Origin of the sequence: Priestia sp. RMT2NF4, from assembly GCF_047872835.1 — a bacterium.
Taxonomy (GTDB): Bacteria; Bacillota; Bacilli; order Bacillales; family Bacillaceae_H; genus Priestia; species Priestia zanthoxyli.
Genome location: NZ_JBLQZO010000002.1, coordinates 302,375 through 322,468 on the forward strand (window position 1 = coordinate 302,375; position 20,094 = coordinate 322,468).

The 20,094-nt window shown below is 38.5% G+C and carries 20 protein-coding genes and 1 riboswitch; of the genes, 5 read left to right on the forward strand and 15 right to left on the reverse strand.

Going from position 1 to position 20,094, the window contains the following annotated elements; all coding sequences use genetic code 11:
- Nucleotides 1-31: 31 nt before the first annotated feature.
- Nucleotides 32-541: a hypothetical protein gene (locus ACMX9J_RS10745; protein WP_034270643.1), complete on the reverse strand. Its 510-nt coding sequence runs from the start codon at nt 539-541 to the stop codon at nt 32-34.
- Nucleotides 542-563: 22 nt separating this feature from the next.
- Nucleotides 564-1,973 (reverse strand): PLP-dependent aminotransferase family protein, encoded by a 1,410-nt coding sequence (locus tag ACMX9J_RS10750; RefSeq protein ID WP_416225795.1) that lies wholly within the window; start codon nt 1,971-1,973, stop codon nt 564-566.
- 112 nt (nt 1,974-2,085) lie between these two features.
- Between ACMX9J_RS10750 and ACMX9J_RS10755 the strand changes: the two genes are divergently transcribed.
- The gene (locus tag ACMX9J_RS10755; protein ID WP_048019923.1) at nt 2,086-2,484 is read left to right on the forward strand and encodes a GNAT family N-acetyltransferase; all 399 of its coding nucleotides are present in this window, start codon (nt 2,086-2,088) and stop codon (nt 2,482-2,484) included.
- Nucleotides 2,485-2,717: 233 nt separating this feature from the next.
- Nucleotides 2,718-4,811 (forward strand): cytoplasmic protein, encoded by a 2,094-nt coding sequence (locus tag ACMX9J_RS10760; protein WP_416225796.1) that lies wholly within the window; start codon nt 2,718-2,720, stop codon nt 4,809-4,811.
- A gap of 65 nt (nt 4,812-4,876) precedes the next feature.
- On the opposite strand, the gene alaP is transcribed toward ACMX9J_RS10760, so the two are convergent.
- From alaP to ACMX9J_RS10775, 3 genes are all read right to left on the reverse strand, one after another.
- Nucleotides 4,877-6,280, reverse strand: a complete 1,404-nt coding sequence (gene alaP / locus ACMX9J_RS10765; protein ID WP_416225797.1) for an alanine permease AlaP — start codon at nt 6,278-6,280, stop codon at nt 4,877-4,879.
- Between the two features lie 316 nt (nt 6,281-6,596).
- The gene (locus ACMX9J_RS10770; protein WP_016765258.1) at nt 6,597-6,755 is read right to left on the reverse strand and encodes a DUF1540 domain-containing protein; all 159 of its coding nucleotides are present in this window, start codon (nt 6,753-6,755) and stop codon (nt 6,597-6,599) included.
- A 100-nt stretch (nt 6,756-6,855) separates the two neighbouring features.
- Nucleotides 6,856-7,194, reverse strand: a complete 339-nt coding sequence (locus ACMX9J_RS10775) for a hypothetical protein (RefSeq protein WP_028415069.1) — start codon at nt 7,192-7,194, stop codon at nt 6,856-6,858.
- Nucleotides 7,195-7,263: 69 nt separating this feature from the next.
- Nucleotides 7,264-7,365: riboswitch (SAM riboswitch) on the reverse strand.
- 121 nt (nt 7,366-7,486) lie between these two features.
- Here ACMX9J_RS10775 and ACMX9J_RS10780 point away from each other — a divergent pair.
- Entirely contained in the window at nt 7,487-7,783 is a 297-nt protein-coding gene (locus tag ACMX9J_RS10780) for a hypothetical protein (RefSeq protein WP_416225798.1), read from the forward strand.
- 12 nt (nt 7,784-7,795) lie between these two features.
- Here ACMX9J_RS10780 and ACMX9J_RS10785 read toward each other — a convergent pair whose 3' ends face one another.
- From ACMX9J_RS10785 to ACMX9J_RS10810, 6 genes are all read right to left on the reverse strand, one after another.
- Nucleotides 7,796-8,242: a GNAT family N-acetyltransferase gene (locus ACMX9J_RS10785; RefSeq protein WP_416225799.1), complete on the reverse strand. Its 447-nt coding sequence runs from the start codon at nt 8,240-8,242 to the stop codon at nt 7,796-7,798.
- 81 nt (nt 8,243-8,323) lie between these two features.
- On the reverse strand, nt 8,324-8,764 hold the full coding sequence (locus ACMX9J_RS10790; protein ID WP_028415071.1) for a hypothetical protein: 441 nt from the start codon (nt 8,762-8,764) through the stop codon (nt 8,324-8,326).
- A gap of 107 nt (nt 8,765-8,871) precedes the next feature.
- A complete protein-coding gene (locus ACMX9J_RS10795; RefSeq protein ID WP_063248340.1) occupies nt 8,872-9,861 on the reverse strand; it encodes a glycosyltransferase family 2 protein in 990 nt (329 codons plus the stop codon).
- A gap of 12 nt (nt 9,862-9,873) precedes the next feature.
- Complete coding sequence (locus tag ACMX9J_RS10800; RefSeq protein WP_416225800.1) at nt 9,874-11,559, reverse strand: DUF6044 family protein; 1,686 nt, start codon at nt 11,557-11,559, stop codon at nt 9,874-9,876.
- A 37-nt stretch (nt 11,560-11,596) separates the two neighbouring features.
- A complete protein-coding gene (locus ACMX9J_RS10805; protein WP_028415074.1) occupies nt 11,597-12,016 on the reverse strand; it encodes a GtrA family protein in 420 nt (139 codons plus the stop codon).
- A gap of 158 nt (nt 12,017-12,174) precedes the next feature.
- A complete protein-coding gene (locus tag ACMX9J_RS10810; protein ID WP_168761213.1) occupies nt 12,175-13,500 on the reverse strand; it encodes a metallophosphoesterase in 1,326 nt (441 codons plus the stop codon).
- A 221-nt stretch (nt 13,501-13,721) separates the two neighbouring features.
- On the opposite strand from ACMX9J_RS10810, the gene ACMX9J_RS10815 reads away from it, so the two are divergent.
- Entirely contained in the window at nt 13,722-15,107 is a 1,386-nt protein-coding gene (locus ACMX9J_RS10815) for a protoporphyrinogen oxidase (RefSeq protein ID WP_416225801.1), read from the forward strand.
- Nucleotides 15,108-15,581: 474 nt separating this feature from the next.
- Here the strand turns inward: ACMX9J_RS10815 and ACMX9J_RS10820 are convergent, their stop codons facing one another.
- The 4 genes from ACMX9J_RS10820 to ACMX9J_RS10835 all read right to left on the reverse strand — a co-directional run bounded on the left by ACMX9J_RS10820 (nt 15,582) and on the right by ACMX9J_RS10835 (nt 19,009).
- Nucleotides 15,582-16,433, reverse strand: a complete 852-nt coding sequence (locus tag ACMX9J_RS10820; RefSeq protein ID WP_416225802.1) for a VOC family protein — start codon at nt 16,431-16,433, stop codon at nt 15,582-15,584.
- Between the two features lie 207 nt (nt 16,434-16,640).
- Nucleotides 16,641-17,579 (reverse strand): MBL fold metallo-hydrolase, encoded by a 939-nt coding sequence (locus ACMX9J_RS10825; RefSeq protein WP_416225803.1) that lies wholly within the window; start codon nt 17,577-17,579, stop codon nt 16,641-16,643.
- Nucleotides 17,580-17,603: 24 nt separating this feature from the next.
- On the reverse strand, nt 17,604-18,530 hold the full coding sequence (locus tag ACMX9J_RS10830) for a DMT family transporter (RefSeq protein ID WP_033579879.1): 927 nt from the start codon (nt 18,528-18,530) through the stop codon (nt 17,604-17,606).
- Entirely contained in the window at nt 18,527-19,009 is a 483-nt protein-coding gene (locus ACMX9J_RS10835; protein WP_416225804.1) for a GNAT family N-acetyltransferase, read from the reverse strand. Before ACMX9J_RS10835 ends, ACMX9J_RS10830 begins: the two co-directional genes overlap by 4 nt.
- 220 nt (nt 19,010-19,229) lie before the next feature.
- Between ACMX9J_RS10835 and ACMX9J_RS10840 the strand changes: the two genes are divergently transcribed.
- Nucleotides 19,230-19,850: a LysE family translocator gene (locus ACMX9J_RS10840; RefSeq protein WP_416225805.1), complete on the forward strand. Its 621-nt coding sequence runs from the start codon at nt 19,230-19,232 to the stop codon at nt 19,848-19,850.
- Nucleotides 19,851-20,094 lie beyond the last annotated feature (244 nt).

Here is a 20,094-nt window from a genome sequence, read left to right on the forward strand (position 1 = left end):
CCAGACAAAAAAACCAGCGCAGTCTGTGTAATCAAACGCGCTGGTTTTTATCTATTTCTCTCGCTAAAATAGATCGTTTAAAGCCTTTTTGCTCAAAAAATTCTTTGATTTCACTTGGACTTTGATAAGAAAGTCTAATCACATAGTAGTTAATATATTCAATCCAAGCAAACGCGTAAAGGCCTAGAAAAAAAGCAAGTCCCTTAACCCCTAACTGCATATAGTGGTAAATGAGTACACCTAAACCTAACGTAAGAAGAATTTTATTCATTTTTTTAAAAAGCAGAAACAACTGAATGTAGCTGGAGGGCAAATGAGAATCTTCTTTTCGGCTCACCCGCCTCCATTTCATAAACCAGTACAAGCTTCCTTGAAACAGGATAAACTCAAGTATAATAAAAGCATACACACTTGAAAACGTTGTTAAATAAAAAGCCAGATGAGAAAACTCATTTAAGTACCCTATCCACAGCGCAGCAAACAGTAAAGCTGCCGTAAGCTCTCCTGTCCATAAACCAAACAATTTCCGCTTTACTTTCATAGAAATCCCCCCAGCGTACCTCTCAATCCTTCTGTTCAAACCAAGCTTTAAACAGCAGGTTTACACCTGTTTTTATTTCTCCATTAGACAGTCCGGCAAATCCAAGCAATACATAGGGCGTGTTGTTTTCACCCGCACTATGATAATAAATAGATGTTGGATAAATCGTTACCCCTTGTTTGGCAGCTGCTTCAATTAGTTTCTGTTCACTCATTCCTTTTTTTACCTTAAGAAGAATATGCAAGCCAGAATGTTCTCCAATAACATCTACACGTTCTCCCATAATAGTAGTCAAACAATCTAGCAGCAGCGCTTGTTTTTTACGGTATGCTGTTCTCATTTTATTCAAGTGACGTTCCCAGTGCCCTTCTTTCATAAACAGAAAAAGCGTATGCTGATGAAGCCTTGAAACAGGCTGTTTAAAAAGTCCACAGTGTTTCATATAACTTGTAAGAAGCCGGTGTGGCAGGACGGCATAACTTATTCGAAGAGAAGGCATCAACGATTTTGAAAACGTACCCGTATAAATAACGCGATCGTCTTGATCTAATCCTTGAAGGGCCGGAATCGGTTTTCCTTTATAGCGAAATTCTCCGTCATAGTCATCCTCTATGATATAGCCATTCGTTTCTGCCGCCCACTCTAATAGTTCAAGTCTTCTTGCTATCGGCATGACCATCCCAACAGGAAATTGATGAGACGGCGTAATGTACACCGCATCCGCTCCGCTTTCTTTCAGTTCCTTCACTTTCAAGCCAGAACTATCAAGAGAAATAGGGACGACCGACATGCCTTGTTCTTGAAAAACGTGCCTCGTTCGGTGAAAGCCTGGGTTTTCGAACCCAATTATCTTTTCTTTTCCTAGAATGACAGAAAGCAGCCACATGAGGTACTGTGTACCTGCACCTATCACAATTTGCTCCGCTGTGCAGCGCACTCCTCTTGAATGATAAAGATACGCTGCAATTTCTTGACGAAGAAGCAGTTCGCCCTGTGGATGTCCGCTATAAAAAAGCTGGCTTTCATCATGATAAATTGTTTGAACCGTTAGCTTTTTCCACGTGTTATACGGAAATTTTTCTACGTCTACCTTTCCATGGCTAAAGTCAATGACAGTTGATTTCCCTTCTTCTTGCGGTAAAGAGACATAGGCGGGAGGCTGTTTTTGAAGCACGACTTCATTTTTTATCTCTTTTACAAATGCTCCTTTCCTGGCTAGTATCTCGATATAGCCTTCAGCTTCTAACTGTACATAAGCCGCTTCAACCGTATTTTGGCTAATGCTTAAATGAAGAGCTAACTTTCGTTTAGAAGGCAGTTTTTCATGAGGCGGAATGGTGCCTTTTTGAATTTGTTTTTTTATGTAAGTATAAAGCTGCATGTATAAGGGATCTGCTTTTCTTTTATCGAGCAAAGGCATTAACTCTAACATGATGTTCTTTCCTTTCTAACTGACACTATTAAATTTACTGTTTCTGACACTTATTCTCAGTTCAGATTCTTCATATACTGGACTATATCTTATAAATCAAGGAGATGACACAATGACCATTACTTACAAAACCAACGTCTCAATCCGTGCCGAACAAGCTGCTGAAGTGTTTGTATATTCAGGTATTAAACGTCCGGCACAAGATCTTGATCGGATTCAAAGAATGCTTGATCATGCTTCCCTTACCATTACCGCTTGGAAAGACAGCGAACTCATTGGCATAGCCAGAGCGTTAACAGATTTTAGCTACTGCTGCTATTTATCGGATTTAGCTGTCGTAAAAGACTATCAAAATCAAGGAATCGGCACACAGCTCATCAAACACGTTCAATCAGAAATCGGTGAAGAAGCCGCGCTCATTTTACTTTCCGCTCCTTCTGCTATGAACTACTATCCAAAAGTCGGCTTTCATCAGATTGATAATGGGTTTAAAATTGGGAGAATTCAATAGATAAAAAAGATAAAAAATTCCTTTTATTACTAAACTATTATTATTTTACATCTTTTTGATATGATGTTACAATATTCAAAGATTAAGGCTATGATACTTCTTCCTTCTCATCCAACTCTTAGAATTTAGAGGTATCGCTTTCCTTAATCTATTAACTTAACTATACATATATTCAAAGTCAGGAAGCACAGCGCCTGGCTTTTTCTGTGCAAATCATACATGGTGGTGTTTGAATGAAAAACGATATTTTTTTAAGAAGACAGTCTAAAGTAATTGTGAAGCAAGGATCAGATATATTACCCCCTGCTTATGTAGCTTCCATGTTAAAAAACATTGAGGCATTAGGATTTACAGCTTCAACTTCTTTAATTGATCGGTTACTCACTCTTCCGTTCTACGAATTTATGTCTTTTTATGAGCAGCTTCTCTTATCTTTAAAAAGACTTGTTGGCGCTCATGTCAAATATAAACCGATGTATCCTAACTTTCCAAACGAAGTCATGCAAGCTTCCGAAGCAGAACTATACATAAATGCCGTACTTCACTATCTGACTGGGGTTTTACCAAACAGTGAAAAACAAGATGTTTTTCCACTATTAGATACTACAGATTTACGGATTATTGACCTCGGAACAGATGAAGAATTTGACCTTATGATATGCCAATTAATTGGTGCCAATACCTCATTATCGCAAACGGATCGAGCAGATATCGAATGGTCTCTTATCAATTTACCGGTATTAGATCTACTTCCAGCAGTCATTCCTCAAAAAGAAAATGCTGCATTTGTTAGCTCAGTGTTAATTAAGACAAAAAAACTACCTATTGATGTCTTGTCTTCTTATTTTAAAACAGCAACAGATGTCTTACGTTTGGCAACCGCTTTATCTGATGGCGATATTAGCCTTTCATCACCCACTTTATTTAAGAAGTTTAGTCGTTTTGAACGCCGAAGCTTGTTGCAGCTGCTAGAAAGCACTCCAAACGTAGAAGAAGATATGTTTCGTTATAAAGTAAAGTGGATTCGTTTAGGTGAAATTTTACATCCTGGAGAATACAAACATCGATTTCCTCATGCTGCTAAAGGATTCGATACTGTTCGGAATCATAAAAGACCATTGACGTTCTATAGTAAATTAGAGAAAGCACTCGAGCAACAAGACGTCTCAAAAGCAGTTTCACTTTTAGAAAAACGTCCAGGTGACTTTGCTAGACGAATTGACCATTTGCTGCGCTTATCTACTGGGGAACATGAAGCTGCTTCTATTATTACAGCATTTGCAGCGGTCGCTCATCACGTCTCTACGCCAGTACTGCTTCAGCTCTATTCACATATGAAACATCGACATCATAGACAAGATATGCGCGTAGTGTTTCCAAAAGGGAATGTGTCCAAAGTAATGGCGCTTGATAATCCCTTACCCTCTCTTCGTAAAAATCTTTGTGATGGTGTAATAGATGCATGCAAAGATGCTTTACATGACCGTTTTGCTAAGTTGCCACCTCTTGGAAATGTATGGCTTGATGAACGTTTGCGTGAACAAACTATACCGTTTTCACAGCGTTCAAGCAGCAAAACATTAAAAACGATTAGCAGGGGAAGTAAATTAACAATTCCTGAAGGCGATACGCTTCGTTTTTTCATTTGGTGGAAAGAAGGCTTTGCAAATGGTGAACATACCGGTAGTGTAGATATTGATTTATCTGCCGGAATTTACGATGAAAACTGGCAGTATAAAGAGCATATTTCTTATACAAACTTATCTTCAAAAAGCTTCAAAGCTTTTCACAGCGGAGATATTACATCTGCTCCTAACGGGGCATGTGAATTTATTGACTTGCATATCCCTACAATTCTAAAAAAAGGCGGCCGTTATATATTGATGAACGTCTATTCATTTTCTGTCCAGCCTTTTGTTATGCTTCCCGAATGTTTTGGAGGATGGATGATGAGACAGCACATAGAGTCCGGCGAGATATTCGAACCTTCTACCGTACAAAATAAAGTAGATCTTGCTAGTGATTCCACCATCTCCATCCCTTTAATTTTTGATTTACAAGAGCGAAAATTAATCTGGACGGATATTTCGCTGCATCACCATGTTGAATTTGAAAATAATCTTGAACAAAACAATGGTTCGGTCTCTCTTATGGGAAAAGCCATGACAAAGCTGTTAAAGCCAACGCTTTATGATCTTTTTTCATTTCACGCACAAGCTAGAGGAACACTTGTCCATGACAAACAAAAAGCTGACACTATTTATTCGCTTGATGAAGGTGTTACTCCTTACGATATTGAAACAATTATTGAAACCTACCTAAACTAATTATTTATAGGAAAGTAAGAACAAATAAACGAAAAGACCTCTTTCCAAGAAAGAGGTCTTTTCGTTTACTTCACTAGCTTTTGCTCAGTCCCAGCTGAACCTTGACTTCGTTTATGAAATCCTTTTGCGTAGTACGCGATAATAAGACCGATAAACCATAGTGGTCCGATAACAACTGCAATTCTTGTATCTCGATTGTACGCCATAAGAACAACCACCAGCGCTAGGAACGCAAGTGACACATAAGACGTTAACGGAAATAAAGGCATTTTGTATTTTAACTTTGCCTCTTCACCTTTTTTTAGCGTTTTGCGATACTTAATTTGAGAAAGCAAAATAATTCCCCATGTCCAAATCGCACCGAATGTTGCAATGCTTGTTACCCACGTAAATACTTTGGCAGGCACAATGTAGTTTAACGCTACTCCGACTAATAACGCACCCGCTGATGCTAAAACAGCTTTTCCAGGTACGCCGCCTTTTGTCAGCTGACCGTATCCTTTTGGAGCTTCTCCGTGCTCTGCTAAGTTAAACAGCATACGGCCTGTACTAAAAATACCGCTGTTACAAGAAGAAAGAGCTGCTGTTAGCACCACAAAGTTAATAATGCCTGCCGCTGCTGGAATCCCGATTTTTTCAAATGTTAATACAAACGGGCTTCCCTGTGAACCAATTTCTTGCCAAGGATAAATCGACATAATGACAAATAATGCACCAACGTAGAAAATAAGAATACGCCAAAAGACCGAATCAATCGCTCTTGCTAGAGATTTTTCTGGATTTTTCACTTCTCCCGCGGTAACGCCGATCATTTCAATTCCTAAATATGCAAACATAACCATTTGCAGCGACAGTAAAATACCTTTGAATCCATTCGGGAACAGCCCGCCGTTGTCCCATAAGTTTTTAATACCCGTCGCAACGCCGCCGTTCCCGATTCCAAACACAATCATTAATAATCCAACGGCAATCATTAACACAATCGCTAAAATTTTAATAAGTGCAAACCAAAATTCCAGTTCACCATATGCCTTAACAGCTAAGAAGTTAACTGTTGTCATGATGACAAGCGCCGATAACGCCCAAATCCAGTTTGGTACATCCGGATACCAATATCCCATATAAATACCAACGGCTGTAATTTCAGCCATACATGTTACAACCCATAAAAACCAGTAGTTCCAACCTGTTAGATAACCAGCAAGGGGCCCTAAATAGTCGCGCGCGTACTTGCTGAATGAACCTGCAACAGGTTTTTGAATCGCCATTTCTCCAAGTGCTCTCATAATAAAAAACATAATCATTCCGCTAAATCCGTACGCCAATAATATTCCCGGCCCTGCTAATTTAATAGCAGATGCAGATCCAAGAAACAGCCCTACCCCTATGGCTGCTCCTAAGGACATCAGCGTCACATGTCTTTCTTCTAACCCGCGTTTCAATTCTTTCCCCTGAGTTTTCCCCTGCATAAACGTCTCCCCTTTTTCCAATCTGTCAAAACGAGATGAATACAGCTTTTTTGTTAGCGCTTTCATATAAATTTATGCTAAAAGTCAGCTAGGCTGTATATTTGTATTCTATCACCTTTCTCTCGCTTTTCTTTTGTCGAAAAACAAAAAAATTATCGTATCATTTTGTTTAAACGCACAATTAGACGTAGACACTGCTTTTTTACTATGTATTTATTATCGCACCTAAGTAATAGTATTTTTTAAAAAATAGAAAAACGCCGACTCAACTCCGTCAGCGCATCGTTCATTTTATGCTTTTTTATAAAACTAGCATTTATCTCGCGGGTTCAAAAGTTTTACAGCCAGGTTCTTCCGTTTCAGAAACATGGTGACTACTTTCAGGACTCACAACGTAAATGGACTCTGCACTGCATTTATTTCCCGATTTCCAATACATGCACTCATTCACTTCACATAATACACCTTGGGCCACTGTTATCCCTCCTTTTTTTGTCTTATCTATTTACTACCCGAAATAGAACGCTTCTAACATTTACATGCAAAAAAACCGCTTGTTTATCAAGCGGATCCTTTTACTGCGTGTGTTCAACATACTGTTTTTTAGCTAAATATAATTCACGACTCAGCGTGATCCGCCGTTCTCTCAAGTTCCTTAATTTAACTTGAAACTGTTCATTAGTTGGCTCTTCTTGAATTAAGCGATACGTAAAAGAAATATCTTCATTTAACTGTTTAAAATCTTCCCATATTTCTTGAACGAGTGCGGATTGTTTGTCTTCAAATGAACGATTTTGCTTCGTTTTTAGCGCGGCTAAAATTTCCTGCTGCCACGTTTCGTCTTTTAGTTCTTTTGCTAACAAGTATAGATCTAAATAATCATCAACGCTTAGCGCCTGTTGTGTATTTTTCAATGTCATCACCTTTTCTATACGAAATGTTTCTTCCTAAGAAGAGGATTTCATCATAGAAAAAGATTCCTCTTCTTATCTGTCAGAGCTAGGCTATGCTGGAATTAGCACCATTCAATAATTGTGGTTGCTGAGGCTTCAAAGGGCCAGTCCCTCCACCTCTCTAGATAAGAATATTTCGTTTTTAAATTATTTCTGACTATTCTAATATGTTTTATATGTTATGTCAATAGCTTTTCAATAAAAAGAAAAAAGAAGTAAAATATGGTATGCTTTCATAAAGGATGGTGAGCACATGAAACGATATATGTTATCTGCTTTTTTGGGAAGCTTGCTGCTGCTTCTCAGCATTGCTTTTTCATCTACTTTCCATATTGCAATTGTCAAAACAACCGGAAGCATTGGAGGGATTATTTTAGCAGCGGCGGCTCTGATTATGAACGCACTTGAAGATCCCCCCGCCTCAGATCATACAGGTAGAGGAGCTGTTGAAGTACTAGATAAAGGCGCCGTTTGGGCTACTTATTTACTTTTACTTTCATTACCGAACCTCATCGCATGTATAACAACTTATGTTTTATGGACTCGCTGACATTCACCAACATTACGGACGTTTTGCCACCTGCAGGCTCATTAATATTTGTTTATCTACAAATCCAAGTTCACAGTACACATGCTGTGCAAAATTCCCAGCATGAACGCTGAGTCTGATTTCAGGGTATCCTTTGATAGACAATTCATCAATTGCTTTTTGCATTAACGGCTTGGCTAGACCTTGCCCGCGGTATTCTGGTAAAACATATAACTCGTAGATAAAGCCAATTTCTGCTTTTGAAAAGAAGTCGGCAGATGGACCGACAAAAACCCAGCCTGCAAGTTTATTTTCTTGTCTAGATACTAAATAATAACACCCTTTTTCAAGGGCATTATCAATTAGTTCATTTACGCGTTCAGTTGACGGTTGAAACTGATGCGTTGTTCCTTCAAACAGCGCATCAGCAGATTTCGTCCGAATTTCCTGTATTTCTTCTTCAGTAGCTTTTGCAATCATCACAATCTCTCCTTTCGTGTTCGTTTTCCACATACAGAGATAAATTCCTGCAAAAAAAAGTCTTCGCCTAAGCGAAGACTTTTATTTAAATTCAAAATGTTCTTGATGGTTGCCTTGTTCATCCGTCCAGTTAATCATGATGTCTAAGCCTGCCGCTTTTCCAGGAACAGCAAAATTGGCATAGCGAAAACGCTGACCGCTTTTGCTTAAGTTAGACCTTTCAATAGGAGAAAACAAGCTGTATTTCGCCTTATTTTTTCCTTCGTGCCGAAAAGCTTGGACCTGCACACGCTCTACGTCTTTTCCAATGTTTTCAACGGTTAATCCATATGTATGATAGACGTTATTTTTCCACTTTAGCTGATTATCTCCCGTCATGCTCGCTTTTGTCAGTTCGACCGACCATTGTTCAGATGATTTCTTCATTGGAAGTTTCTCAATCGAAAGAGCGCTGACATGAATGGTTGCAAAAGCAAGCCAAACAAAACAAAAAGTGCTGACTGTATAAAGTAGTCTTTTCATAGATTTTGATCTCCTTAGAAATTTTAGTAGTAGCATCTCCTATTACCTTAAAAATTATGATAAACACTTTAACAAAAAAGCCTCTCCATTCAGGAGAAGCTTCTTAATTAATGCATCAGCAAATCTTTTTGTTTGTCTAACGAGTGTTTTGTATATAAATCTCTTTCAATCGCATATTTAGGACGCTGTTTCACTTCGTTGAAAATCTTGCCAATGTATTCTCCGACAAGACCTATTCCTATTAGCTGCAGGCCGCCTACAAGCCAAATTGATAAAATAAGAGACGTCCAGCCAATTTGCGTATGATCTAAATATTTTTGAATCAGCGCATAAATGCCAAACAAAATACTAAAGAGAAACGAAGCTCCTCCAAGCAGCGTCAGCAAGCGTATAGGTGCTACGCTAAAAGACGTAATCCCGTCAAATGCAAAAGCGAGCATTTTCTTTAGCGGATATTTTGACTCACCCGCCGTCCGTTCTTTGCGGTCATATGTGACTTCCGTGGAGCGAAATCCTACTAATGGTACAAGGCCCCGCAAAAAGACGTTTCCTTCTTTATATTTCATGAGTTCACCAAGAGCACGTTTGCTCATAAGGCGAAAATCAGCGTGATTTTGAATGAGCTGAATTCCTAGCTTGTTCATAAAACGATAAAACCCTACTGCCGTGGTTCGTTTGAAAAATGTATCGGTTTCTCTGCTGTCTCGAACGCCATATACAACTTCATACCCGAGCCAATATTTCTCTACAAAAGTACGAATGACGCTGATATCATCTTGCAAATCCGCGTCAATGGAAATGACGCAGTCAGATTGCTTATGAGCTACTTCTAATCCTGCAAGCAAAGCATTTTGATGTCCTACATTTCGCGCTAACTTTAACCCTTTTACAAACAAATTGCTGCAGCTTTCTTTTTCAATAAGCGACCACGTGCTGTCTTTACTTCCATCGTCTACAAATAAAATAGTGCTTTCACTTGATACAAGTCGTTCATTAATCAGTTCTTTTACTACAGTAGTTAATTGAAAAGACGTCTCTGTGAATACTTCTTCTTCGTTGTAGCATGGAACCACGATCGTTAAAATAGGTCTGTTCATGTTATTGCCCCCTTACTTTGCTTCATATACATACACTTTCCAAGCGGACTGTTTATCGTTAAATGCTTTTAAAAAGTGCAAACCGTCGCTTTCAGCATTTTCAATTGGCACAGCTGAAAAAATATAGCGACCGCCCATTTTCTTAAATTGGCTGATATTAAGCTGCAAATGACGGATTTTTTTCGTTGAGTCTTTTCGGTAATCATATTTTTTCCCTAGCTCGCTAACAAACACATAGCAGCGATTGCCCCAATGATCATAGTAGCTTTCTAGTTTTTTATTTTTATCAAGCTCTTTGGCAATAATTTTGCGAAACTCATGTTTATATGTTAACGGATAGAAGTTGTTATACGTATCTAGCGTATAAAAGCCGTTATACTGAGCAATTGATGGATGAAGCCCTATGCTCGCTACGCGATAAGATGATTTAGGTTTTCCAATATATCTGCTTATTTCATCAAATTGATGCACAGCATAAAATTCTTTGACTGAAGGCTCGTGATTGCAGCGATAGTAAAGTTCAGGATTTGCTATAAATAACACAAGCAGCTGTAAAATCAAACATACCCACACAAACTTTTTCCACGCCTTGCTCCTTTTCCATAAAACATAGCTGCCAACGGCAAACATCAAATAAATAATGAGCGGGCGTAAAAAGTGAAATCTAGCAAAGTTGAACGTATTAAAAAGCTGATATTTTTCTTTTAGCGGCTCCCAACCTTTATAAAACCAAAACGCATACCAAGTCGACAGTAGTAGATTAAGAATAAATAACTGCAAAAACGTTTTTTCAAGCTTTTCCTTGCGATTTCGAGCAACAAACCACAATACGACAAAAGAAAGCGGTAAAATGACAAAAGTATGAAGCGTCATTACATGCGTATGCCCGAGCGTATAGTTCTTCAAAGCAAGGCGAACGGAATGTCCAAAGCTTAGAGTAGAGCTTAAAAATTCATTTCGACTCGTCGGGGCCTCCGGAAATAAAAGCGAATCAACAAGCCGGTATTCAATGAGCAGAAAGACAGCAGTCATCGCTGCAATACTGCTTAAAAAAGGAATATTCCACGCTCGTTTTTTTACTACGTCTCTTAGCCATAGCAGCCCCATCGCTGCTAAAAAGAAGAAAAACCCGAGCACAAAGCTCGCGTAAAACGGGAGCAGTAAAAGTGTAAGCCATTCCTTCCACGTTCCTTCGCGGTTTCGAATGGTTAAAAACGCCCACAGCGCCAGCGGCTGTCCCAATGTACTCAGCATGCCCGAAGGCCAAAATGGCGTAAGTGCAAAAGCAAGCGATACAAGCACTCGAATCGCATACGCATCCTTGCTTTTAATAAAATGCTTTTTTAATAATAAATACATTCCAATTAAAGCAAATACGCGCGTGATCGTTTGACTCAGGCTGTATGCAAGCATGGTCGGGAATACACCATACAGCCACTGGATACCGCTAAATTCTGTTCCAAACGTATTCCTCGGCAATCCGTTAATAATTTGAGGTAATACGGCATGACTGGAGCCAAACAGCTCTCCGCTTCGATGCAGAACTTTATACCACGTAATATTTGAGTCTAAATTATCATGCACGCGTATATGTGAATTTTCCCCAAGCAAAAACATAGGAGATACATACGCAAGCAGCAAAAGGAAAGCGATAATAAGCAATGTTTTTTCTTTATTCATAGCTGTTTCTTTCTTCATCTGTTAACACCTATTTCCATTTCATAATGACTAAAAGCTAATCGTGGACGACTGCTTCTTTTTTTGTATTAAATACAAAGTATTTTTGACCCGTATAATTTAAAAGCGTATACAGACCTGTTCCAATTAATATACCGACGTCTTTTTTGAACGGACGCACCGCAACAGGAAGTTGATGCAATAACCAGCTGGAGAACTGCAGTCCAATATAGTAAGACAAGCCGTAGCAAATGCCAATAACTAAAATAAAACGCAGTATGCTTTTTGATAAATGAACTCCGCTTTTAAACGTAAATATTCGATTTAACACGTAGCTGACGACTGCCCCCGCTGCATTGCCGACGAACGTCGCTATCCAGTAATGATGAAAGATATGAAGCAGCACATACATAATGGAGAGACCTACTGCTGTATTGACCAGTCCCACTACTAAAAAACGTACAAAAGATCCTTTCATATAAACTCCTTTTGATTTTGATACTTTCATAAAAATTACATATTATGACTTTAAATACAGTTTCAGTGTAGCAACTCCACTTAAAAATCTAATGAAAATAACATTAAAAACAGATGAAAAAAAGCTAAAAGAATCAATAAAAATCAGGATTCTTTCAGCTATTTAGTAGAGCCTTCAATTATTAATTTTTGATCGCTTTGATTATCAAACGCATCCACTGCCGCTACTTCTATTTGATACGCAGTATGAGGCTGCAAACCGGATAACGGAAGACTTAAAACATCCGGAACAGGATCGCTGTAATATTGAGAAAATGCATTATATGTTTTGACCACTTTTCCAGTTTCTTTATTTTTGACGGTAATGCGATAAGAATGAACCATCAGATTATCCACCGCTTGCGTAAACTGGATATAAAGCTGATTTGCTGAAGCTTTTTCTTGTATAACAGAAATAGTAGAGCTTGGAAGAAAAATCGGTTTTACTAAATCTCGCTCATTCGTGTAGTGAAATTTTTTTGTATCTGCAGGTATGTCAATTTCCCACGCTTCTCCCGTCCACTTATTTGCGTGAAAATCCCGCCTTTTAACGACTACTTTTCGATTATAAACCTCTACAAGAAGACCTTGACTCACATCTCGGTAGCCAGGAGGAAGTTCACCTTGTAAATATCCAGCACCAGGCCATATATACCGAACAGAAGACGTTGCAAGAGAGGTGAAATCTCTTTGAAAAATAGTACGAGGGTCGTCCAACGGATGATGGGTATGACCAGAAAACGTAATGACCTGCGGATAAGGTTTTAACGTATTGTAAAGAAGCTGTTCATTCACTTCTATCCCCCATCTGTTTTTCCCGTACAATGTATTGTTAATAGGCTGATGAATAAAGACAAAAATCGGTTTTTTAGGATCGTCTCGCTTTGCTATCTTCAACTGTTCAGCAAGCCAGTTAATTTGTTTGATTGAATAATCACCGGCGGTCAGACGGCTTTCTGTTCCAAGCATGATAAAATGATATCCTTTTATCACTTGATGAAAGTAAAGAGACTTCATTTTGGTTTTAGATAAAAAACGCTGCTGCGCTTGCTGATTGGTTACACTGTCCCGGTATTCATGGTTGCCAATTGTAAAAAGAGACACGGCCTGCGACTGTTTATTTTGATTATAAATAGAAAAAAAGCGATCGTATTCTTTTAACGCGCCTGTGTCGGCCAAATCTCCTACGACTACAAATGCATCTTGTTTCGGTGCCTGTTCATTTAATTGCGTTAATGCATGTTGAAAAGTACGCAAATCAAGCGTTCCTGTTTCCTTAATATGAACATCACTGATCACAGGAAAAACTAGCTTTGGTTCGATGTATCCGCTTCGTCCGCTCTTCTCTTCAGCTCGTACATTTAAGGTAATCCCGCATATAAGAACACTTATTAATACTAAAGCGAGCCAGTCTTTTTTCAGCGTTTCCATAAAACCGCCGAGCATGATGCTTCCTCCTTCCTTCACTGCTGCGTCTCAGTCATTTTCTCTACGTGTATGAGCTTTTATTTTATGTAATTTCAAAATATCTAATCGTATAGTTTCAATATTTCTTTTCGTGTTTGCATACACTATGTTCACAATCAATTCATTACACTTTTCCTAGTCATAGTGGTATGATTTTCGTATATTACAGACTAATTGTTGAAAATGTAGGAGTGAATATTTTGAAAACGGTCGCTGTTATTGGAGGAGGAATTACGGGCTTAACCACTCTGTACTATTTGCAGAAACTAAAACGAGAACGTAATCTTCCGCTTAAATTATTATTACTAGAGAAACATCCCCATCTAGGAGGGAAAATCAATACGCGTGAAGCTGGGGAATTTATTATGGAAACAGGGGCGGATTCTATCGTGGCTCGAAAAGAAAACATTATGCCTCTGCTAGAAGAGCTGTACTTAACAAACGATTTAGTCTATAACGAAACGGGCAAATCATTTATTTACTCTGCTAATGAGCTGCTTCCAATTCCTGAAGATACCATGTTCGGTATTCCAACAAGCGTGGAATCTCTTTTTAAAAGCGAGCTGATTTCTTCAAAAGCGAAAATTACAGCTTTAAAAGACTTAATTACTAAAAATACAACGTTTACGAAAGACAGCTCGATTGGACTCTTTTTAAAACATTTTTTAGGAGAAGAGCTAGTAGAAAAGCAAATTGCACCTATTTTATCGGGCGTCTACTCTGGCGATTTAGACAAGCTCACGATTTCTTCGACTCTCCCTTATCTGCTCGACTATAAAAACACATACGGCAGCATCATCAAAGGAATGGGCGCCAATGAAAAAAAATTTAAAACGGCAGGAAATAAAAAATTCATTTCGTTTAAACAAGGTTTATCAACGATTATTCACCGCTTAGAAGAAGAGCTTTCTGATGTAACGATTTTAAAAGATACGCCAACCACCAGCATAAAACGGAACGGTGAACGCTACCAAATCAGTACGCCGGGGCAAGCCCATTCAGCGGATTACGTGGTGTTAGCTACACCGCACACGGCTGCTCAGCACCTGTTGAACGATCCGGAATTAAACGAAGACTTTGAGCAGTTAAAAGATTCTTCTCTCATTAGCGTGTACATCGGCTATGACGTTCCAGACGAATACCTTCCCGCTGAAGGCACCGGGTTTATTGCTTCTCAATCAAGCAACTTAATCGCCAATGCCTGCACGTGGACGAGCAAAAAATGGGCTCACACCTCTAAGCGAGGGAATTTGTTAGTTCGCCTGTTTTATAAAAGCACAAGTCACCACTTTGACAGCCTGCGGACGATGTCAAAAGAAGAGCTGCTAGCAGTGGCACAAAAGGACATTAAAAACAGCTTAGGGATCAAAGAGCAGCCCATTGAAAGCGACGTAACAAATTGGGATAAATTGATGCCTACCTATCACCTTAAACACGGTGAACTCGTACGCAGCTTGACTCAAAAATTGTATGACAAGCACCCCGCTATTACATTAGCCGGCTGTTCTTACTATGGAGTGGGGATTGCAGCGTGTATAACAAACGGCAAACAAACGGCCGAAGCTATCTCTCAACAGTTGACTTAAACAAGGTTTGAAAACAATAAAAGGCCTGAAAATAAATATATTATTTTCAGGCCTTTTATTACCTTTTCGTTAGCATATAAAGCTACTTTCCTTACTATTAACAACTCTTTTATCGCTTTTCTTTTTGCAAAGCAGCAGTAGCAAACAATACAAGATAGCGCTCGTCTGAAGTTAATCTAAGCCAATGTTTCACTTTATATCTCACAGGTTTCCGCTCCCTTCCTTCAAGGTTTTATATGAAAAGACTTTATATAAAGATTCAATAACGATAAGAAACGATGCTTGATATGTATTTTATTCCCACGCCCGCTTGTTTACAAACTTTTTTAAGCATAAGACTCTTCGTTTATTTCCCTGAAAATAACACCGTTTTCGCCATTATCATCTTACTATTTGAGAAAAAAGTGTACATTTCTTACCTATTTTGACGAACATTGCGATAAATAAAAGCTGCCAACTGCGGCAGCTTTTATGTTAAAGGACTAATCTAATTATATTTCCTGATGGATCTTTTGTGATGAAATCTTGGTTTTCTTTAGACACAGCTGCTCCGATTTCACGAAGCTTATTTATTGCCTGTTCCCTTGCTTCTTCAGCTGGAAAAACAAGTGTAAATGAGTCCAAACCAACGCTGTTTTCAAGAGGACTAGGCGCTCCAATTCCATTCCAAACGTTTAGTCCGATGTGATGATGATAGCGCCCAGTTGAAATAAACAAGGCTTGATTATGGTAATTGCTCACAACCTCAAAACCTAATCCATTTCGATAAAAGTTTTCCGTTTGCTCTAATTCAGAAACGTGAAGGTGAATATGTCCCATTAAGGTAGCTGAAGGTAATCCTGTCCATGTTTTACCGTTTCCTTCAGATAATATCGCTTCTGCGTCTAAAGGTTTTGTAGCCATTACTACTTCACTGTCATTCCATTCCCATGTACTTGACGGACGATCTCGATAAATCTCTATGCCGTTTCCATCTGGATCTGCCAAGTACAGCGCTTCACTCACTAGATGATCAGACGCCCCTTGAAGCGGATAACCGCTATTTAACAAATGCTGCAGAATACTTCCTAAATCAGAACGAGTCGGCAACAATAGAGCAAAATGATATAAGCCTGTTGTACGAGACTGTTTTGCTGTAACGTTTTCCGGCTGTTCAATCGATAAAAGCGCCGTGCGTCCATCAGCTGTTAACAAGGCTTTGTTCTCTTTTCTCCCTAAAAGTTTAAGCCCGATTATTTGCTGATAAAAAGCAAGTGAACGCTCTAAATTTTCTACTTTTAAATTTACTTTCCCAACAAATACATGGGGTGCACGGTGAAAGTTCATGATTATTTCTCCTTTTAAATAGATCATTTTTTAATTAACTTACTTTATGTAACTTATTATATTTTTATAACTTTGTTTCGTCAAGTTATTTATTTTACTATCATAACTTAAAACTCATATCACAGCATAACCAATTAAATAAGCCCGCCTGCTCATAATATAGTATGAACAGGCGGGCTTATTTACCATTAGGCTATGCATAAACTATTAAAACAGTTCTCTGCTTTTACGTTTGACATTTCCATTAACGAAATACTGTATTCTCTCTTTTTGCTCATTTGTTGGCTTCTTATACGTTTCACATTCAAACTGAAAACATGCTTTTTCTAAATCGACTTCATTTCCTACAATTTCTCCAATCGCACTCAATTGGTTTAAATCTCTCCAAAGTTCCTCAGAAGTTTCAGGGTCAAAATGAGATGAAAGATAATACTGCGCATCATATTTTTTAAGTTCTCTCTGAATCCGCTCAAGGTCTTCTTTATCATAACTCCAGTCACCACTATAAAAATCTGGACATAGACAATCACCTAAAAACAGTACTTTTTCTTTGGGGACGTAGACAACGGACGAGTCCTGCGCGTGTACCCCTCCAATATGCTGAATGCAACAAGTGATTCCACCTAGGTCAACTTCCATATGATGATGAAACGTTACGTCCGGCTCCCGTAAAATTAACGTCTCTCGACACGGCATTTCTTTCTTTATCATATCCCGGCAAAATTCGATTTCCTCCCCTTCCTGGACGCGTTTATCCAAGGAATCATCGTCCCAGCGCAGTGTCTTTAAATAGGCCAGCTTTTTCTTCGTCAAATGATGGCTGATTGTATATTTGTTCATTGCATGAATGCCAAATGTATGATCCCAGTGCCAATGCGTAATAGCTACTCCTTTGATTGGAGGGGCTCCCATTTTTTCCACTTCTTCTAAAAATGATGATGCATGCGCAGGAGAATTCCCAGCATCTACGACGAAACTATACTTTTCCCCGCATATAAGTCCGAGCACCGGCCGATCCGTTTCTTCAGAATGAGGAAAGTAATAAACGTGGTCCGTTAGTTTTTTCAGCATATTTACACCTGCTTTATGTAGTTTAATAAAAACCTCTTTACTAAATGGTAAATAATGATAAATAAACTGTATCATACTCGGTGCTGCTTGCCTATCCCATTAGCTGATATTCGACTTTTCTTGAAAAGCTATAACTTTTTCGGGCTCTGCTGCTTTGTACTTTAAGAAGATCATCACACTAATCATCACAATCATGCCTCCCGCTAGCTGAGAAATGGTTGTCATTTCTCCAAGCAAGAAATAGGCGAGAATGATGGCACCAATTGGCTCGCCTAAAATAGCCATCGAAATCGTTGTAGCACCTACATACTTTAACAGCCAGTTAAATAAGGCGTGACCAAAAATATTAGGAATAAGCGCTAAAAGCAAAAAGATCCACCAATCCTTTGTGTCATACTGAGTCAGCGATACGTTTGTACAAATATTGTAGACAAATAGAACCAGTCCACCGATTAAAAAAACGGCGAAGCTATAGATGATTGGAGGCATTTTCCTGCATAGATCTTGCCCCGCCAGCATATGAACAGAAACGGCCACTGTACCTAAAACAGAAAGTAAGTCTCCGTAAAGAGCCGTTTTAGATACTCCGATATCGCCCGATGCGATAATCACCGAGCCGCTAACAGCCATTAAAATACTGATGACTCCTACTTTGCTTGTTTTTTCTTTAAATAAAAAATAAGCTCCAATCACTACGAAGACCGGCTCGAGCGCAGTCAAAATCATCGCGCTAGCAACTGTTGTATGTGAAAAAGATTCCATCCAAAACAGAAAGTGAAGCCCTAAAAACACGCCTGATACAGCTAGCATTAGCCATTCTTTTACCGTGCTGTTTTTAAAAAGAATTTTCATTTTTCTCCATGGTAAAAACGGTAAAAATAAAAGGACGGTAAACAGCAGTCTATACATTCCTAAAATAGAAGCAGGCGCATCCGACCATTTAATTAAAATAGAAGAAAAGGAAACGGCTAATACACCAATTAAAAGAAAGACAGGAGGCGGTAAAGGAAGAGTTGATTTATTCATGCCATTACTCCTTTTAAAATCTCTTTTTTCATATTTACTACGGGAATATTCACTCCCCCTCTATGTACGATTTCTTTTTTCTCTATGTAAAAGCCGATTGATTCATACAAAGCTATATTACGAGAAACACTCATTCTCACCTTGCATGATAAACTTTCCTTACCACACTCTTTGGCGTATGTTTCTAACCATTGAATAAGCCGTTTAGCCAGTCCTTTTCCTTGAAAAGCAGGAATAACAGACAGACTGTAAAAATATAAGCTCGTTTCTTCTAGCGTAAAACGCGCCATCGCTACGGGCTTATTTTCAACGTATAAAATGACAGCTTCTTTTCCATGCTTTAACGATTGCATAATAGATTCCGTTGTTTCATCAAGAGCACTGGAAGGTGGGACAGAATCGCGATAGACGGAGAAGGCTTGCAGCATAAGATCGTGAACTGTAGCAGCGTCCTCCGGCTGTGCTAAACAGTAGTTCATAAATTTTACCTTCTTTCTATAAAAATTAAGTATATCGAATTATTATACAACACCACCTATTTTTTTCCTACACCTTTTATTGATTTTTATTAAGGAGAGTAACCTCTTTTTACGCCCTTATATCCTCTTAGCTTTACTCCATTAAACTATTAATTCATTAGCACACACTCTTGAGAACTTTTTGTCGAAATTGTTAAAATTCTGTTGGGAGGGAATCATCATGACATTTTCTTGGCTTATACCTTACATAGCCGTGTCACTTATCATTGTCTTAATACCAGGACAAGACATGATTTTTGTAATGACACAAAGTATTGCTTCAGGCGTCAAAGCAGGCATCAAAACCGTACTGGGATCCATCACGGGAACATTTGTACATACTCTTTTAGCCGCAGTGGGGCTATCTATTATCTTTCAAAAATCAATTATTGCCTTTACGATTCTAAAGGTTGTAGGTGTTCTGTACCTGCTGTTTTTAGCCTACCAATCGTTTTGCGAAAAAAGCGGTCCGTTGGAATTAACAGAAAACGTTCAGCACCACCATCACTTTAGAAAAGGATTTGTTAGCAACTTAACCAATCCAAAAGTAGCTATTTTCTTCATTACGTTCTTACCGCAGTTTGTTAATTCGTCTCTTGGACATGTAAGTTTGCAGATGATTTTGTTTGGGATCATCTTTATCGCCGAAACGCTCATCATCTTTTCACTTATTGCGCTATTTGCTTCTGGCCTTGGGAAGAAAGTCAAAAAAAGCCGTATCTTTCAGCACACATTAAAATATGTAAAAGGAACCGTTTTTGGGGTACTTGGCCTAAAACTTTTATTTTCTAGCAACAATTAAGTAAAACAAAATGAAATTTCTTTCATCCCTGCTGTTATCACCTTTTCATACCCGCTTCATTTGTCATATCACCCTATTTTTCCATGTGAGGTTAGTTGACAAAAGACCAAAATTATTATTTTATATATATATAAGGTTCAGATTTAGCAACAAGATTCGACAAGGATAATGAAGAAAAATAGCGGGGAAATAGGGAGATCTATCTAAATAGAGGGAAAATTCTATAAATTCACGTTTTTTATTA

Bases quoted from the DNA above. Each gene is read 5' to 3' on its own strand.
- ACMX9J_RS10780 (WP_416225798.1), top strand. From the start codon at position 7,487: ATGAAACGATATATGTTATCTGCTTTTTTGGGAAGCTTGCTGCTGCTT.
- ACMX9J_RS10810 (WP_168761213.1), bottom strand. From the start codon at position 13,500: ATGCTCGGCGGTTTTATGGAAACGCTGAAAAAAGACTGGCTCGCTTTA.
- ACMX9J_RS10825 (WP_416225803.1), bottom strand. From the start codon at position 17,579: ATGATACAGTTTATTTATCATTATTTACCATTTAGTAAAGAGGTTTTT.
- ACMX9J_RS10795 (WP_063248340.1), bottom strand. From the start codon at position 9,861: ATGAACAGACCTATTTTAACGATCGTGGTTCCATGCTACAACGAAGAA.
- ACMX9J_RS10830 (WP_033579879.1), bottom strand. From the start codon at position 18,530: ATGAATAAATCAACTCTTCCTTTACCGCCTCCTGTCTTTCTTTTAATT.
- ACMX9J_RS10820 (WP_416225802.1), bottom strand. From the start codon at position 16,433: ATGAACTTTCACCGTGCACCCCATGTATTTGTTGGGAAAGTAAATTTA.
- alaP (WP_416225797.1), bottom strand. From the start codon at position 6,280: ATGCAGGGGAAAACTCAGGGGAAAGAATTGAAACGCGGGTTAGAAGAA.
- ACMX9J_RS10840 (WP_416225805.1), top strand. From the start codon at position 19,230: ATGACATTTTCTTGGCTTATACCTTACATAGCCGTGTCACTTATCATT.
- ACMX9J_RS10745 (WP_034270643.1), bottom strand. From the start codon at position 541: ATGAAAGTAAAGCGGAAATTGTTTGGTTTATGGACAGGAGAGCTTACG.
- ACMX9J_RS10760 (WP_416225796.1), top strand. From the start codon at position 2,718: ATGAAAAACGATATTTTTTTAAGAAGACAGTCTAAAGTAATTGTGAAG.
- ACMX9J_RS10805 (WP_028415074.1), bottom strand. From the start codon at position 12,016: ATGAAAGGATCTTTTGTACGTTTTTTAGTAGTGGGACTGGTCAATACA.
- ACMX9J_RS10750 (WP_416225795.1), bottom strand. From the start codon at position 1,973: ATGTTAGAGTTAATGCCTTTGCTCGATAAAAGAAAAGCAGATCCCTTA.
- ACMX9J_RS10800 (WP_416225800.1), bottom strand. From the start codon at position 11,559: ATGAAGAAAGAAACAGCTATGAATAAAGAAAAAACATTGCTTATTATC.
- ACMX9J_RS10755 (WP_048019923.1), top strand. From the start codon at position 2,086: ATGACCATTACTTACAAAACCAACGTCTCAATCCGTGCCGAACAAGCT.
- ACMX9J_RS10785 (WP_416225799.1), bottom strand. From the start codon at position 8,242: ATGATTGCAAAAGCTACTGAAGAAGAAATACAGGAAATTCGGACGAAA.
- ACMX9J_RS10790 (WP_028415071.1), bottom strand. From the start codon at position 8,764: ATGAAAAGACTACTTTATACAGTCAGCACTTTTTGTTTTGTTTGGCTT.
- ACMX9J_RS10835 (WP_416225804.1), bottom strand. From the start codon at position 19,009: ATGAACTACTGTTTAGCACAGCCGGAGGACGCTGCTACAGTTCACGAT.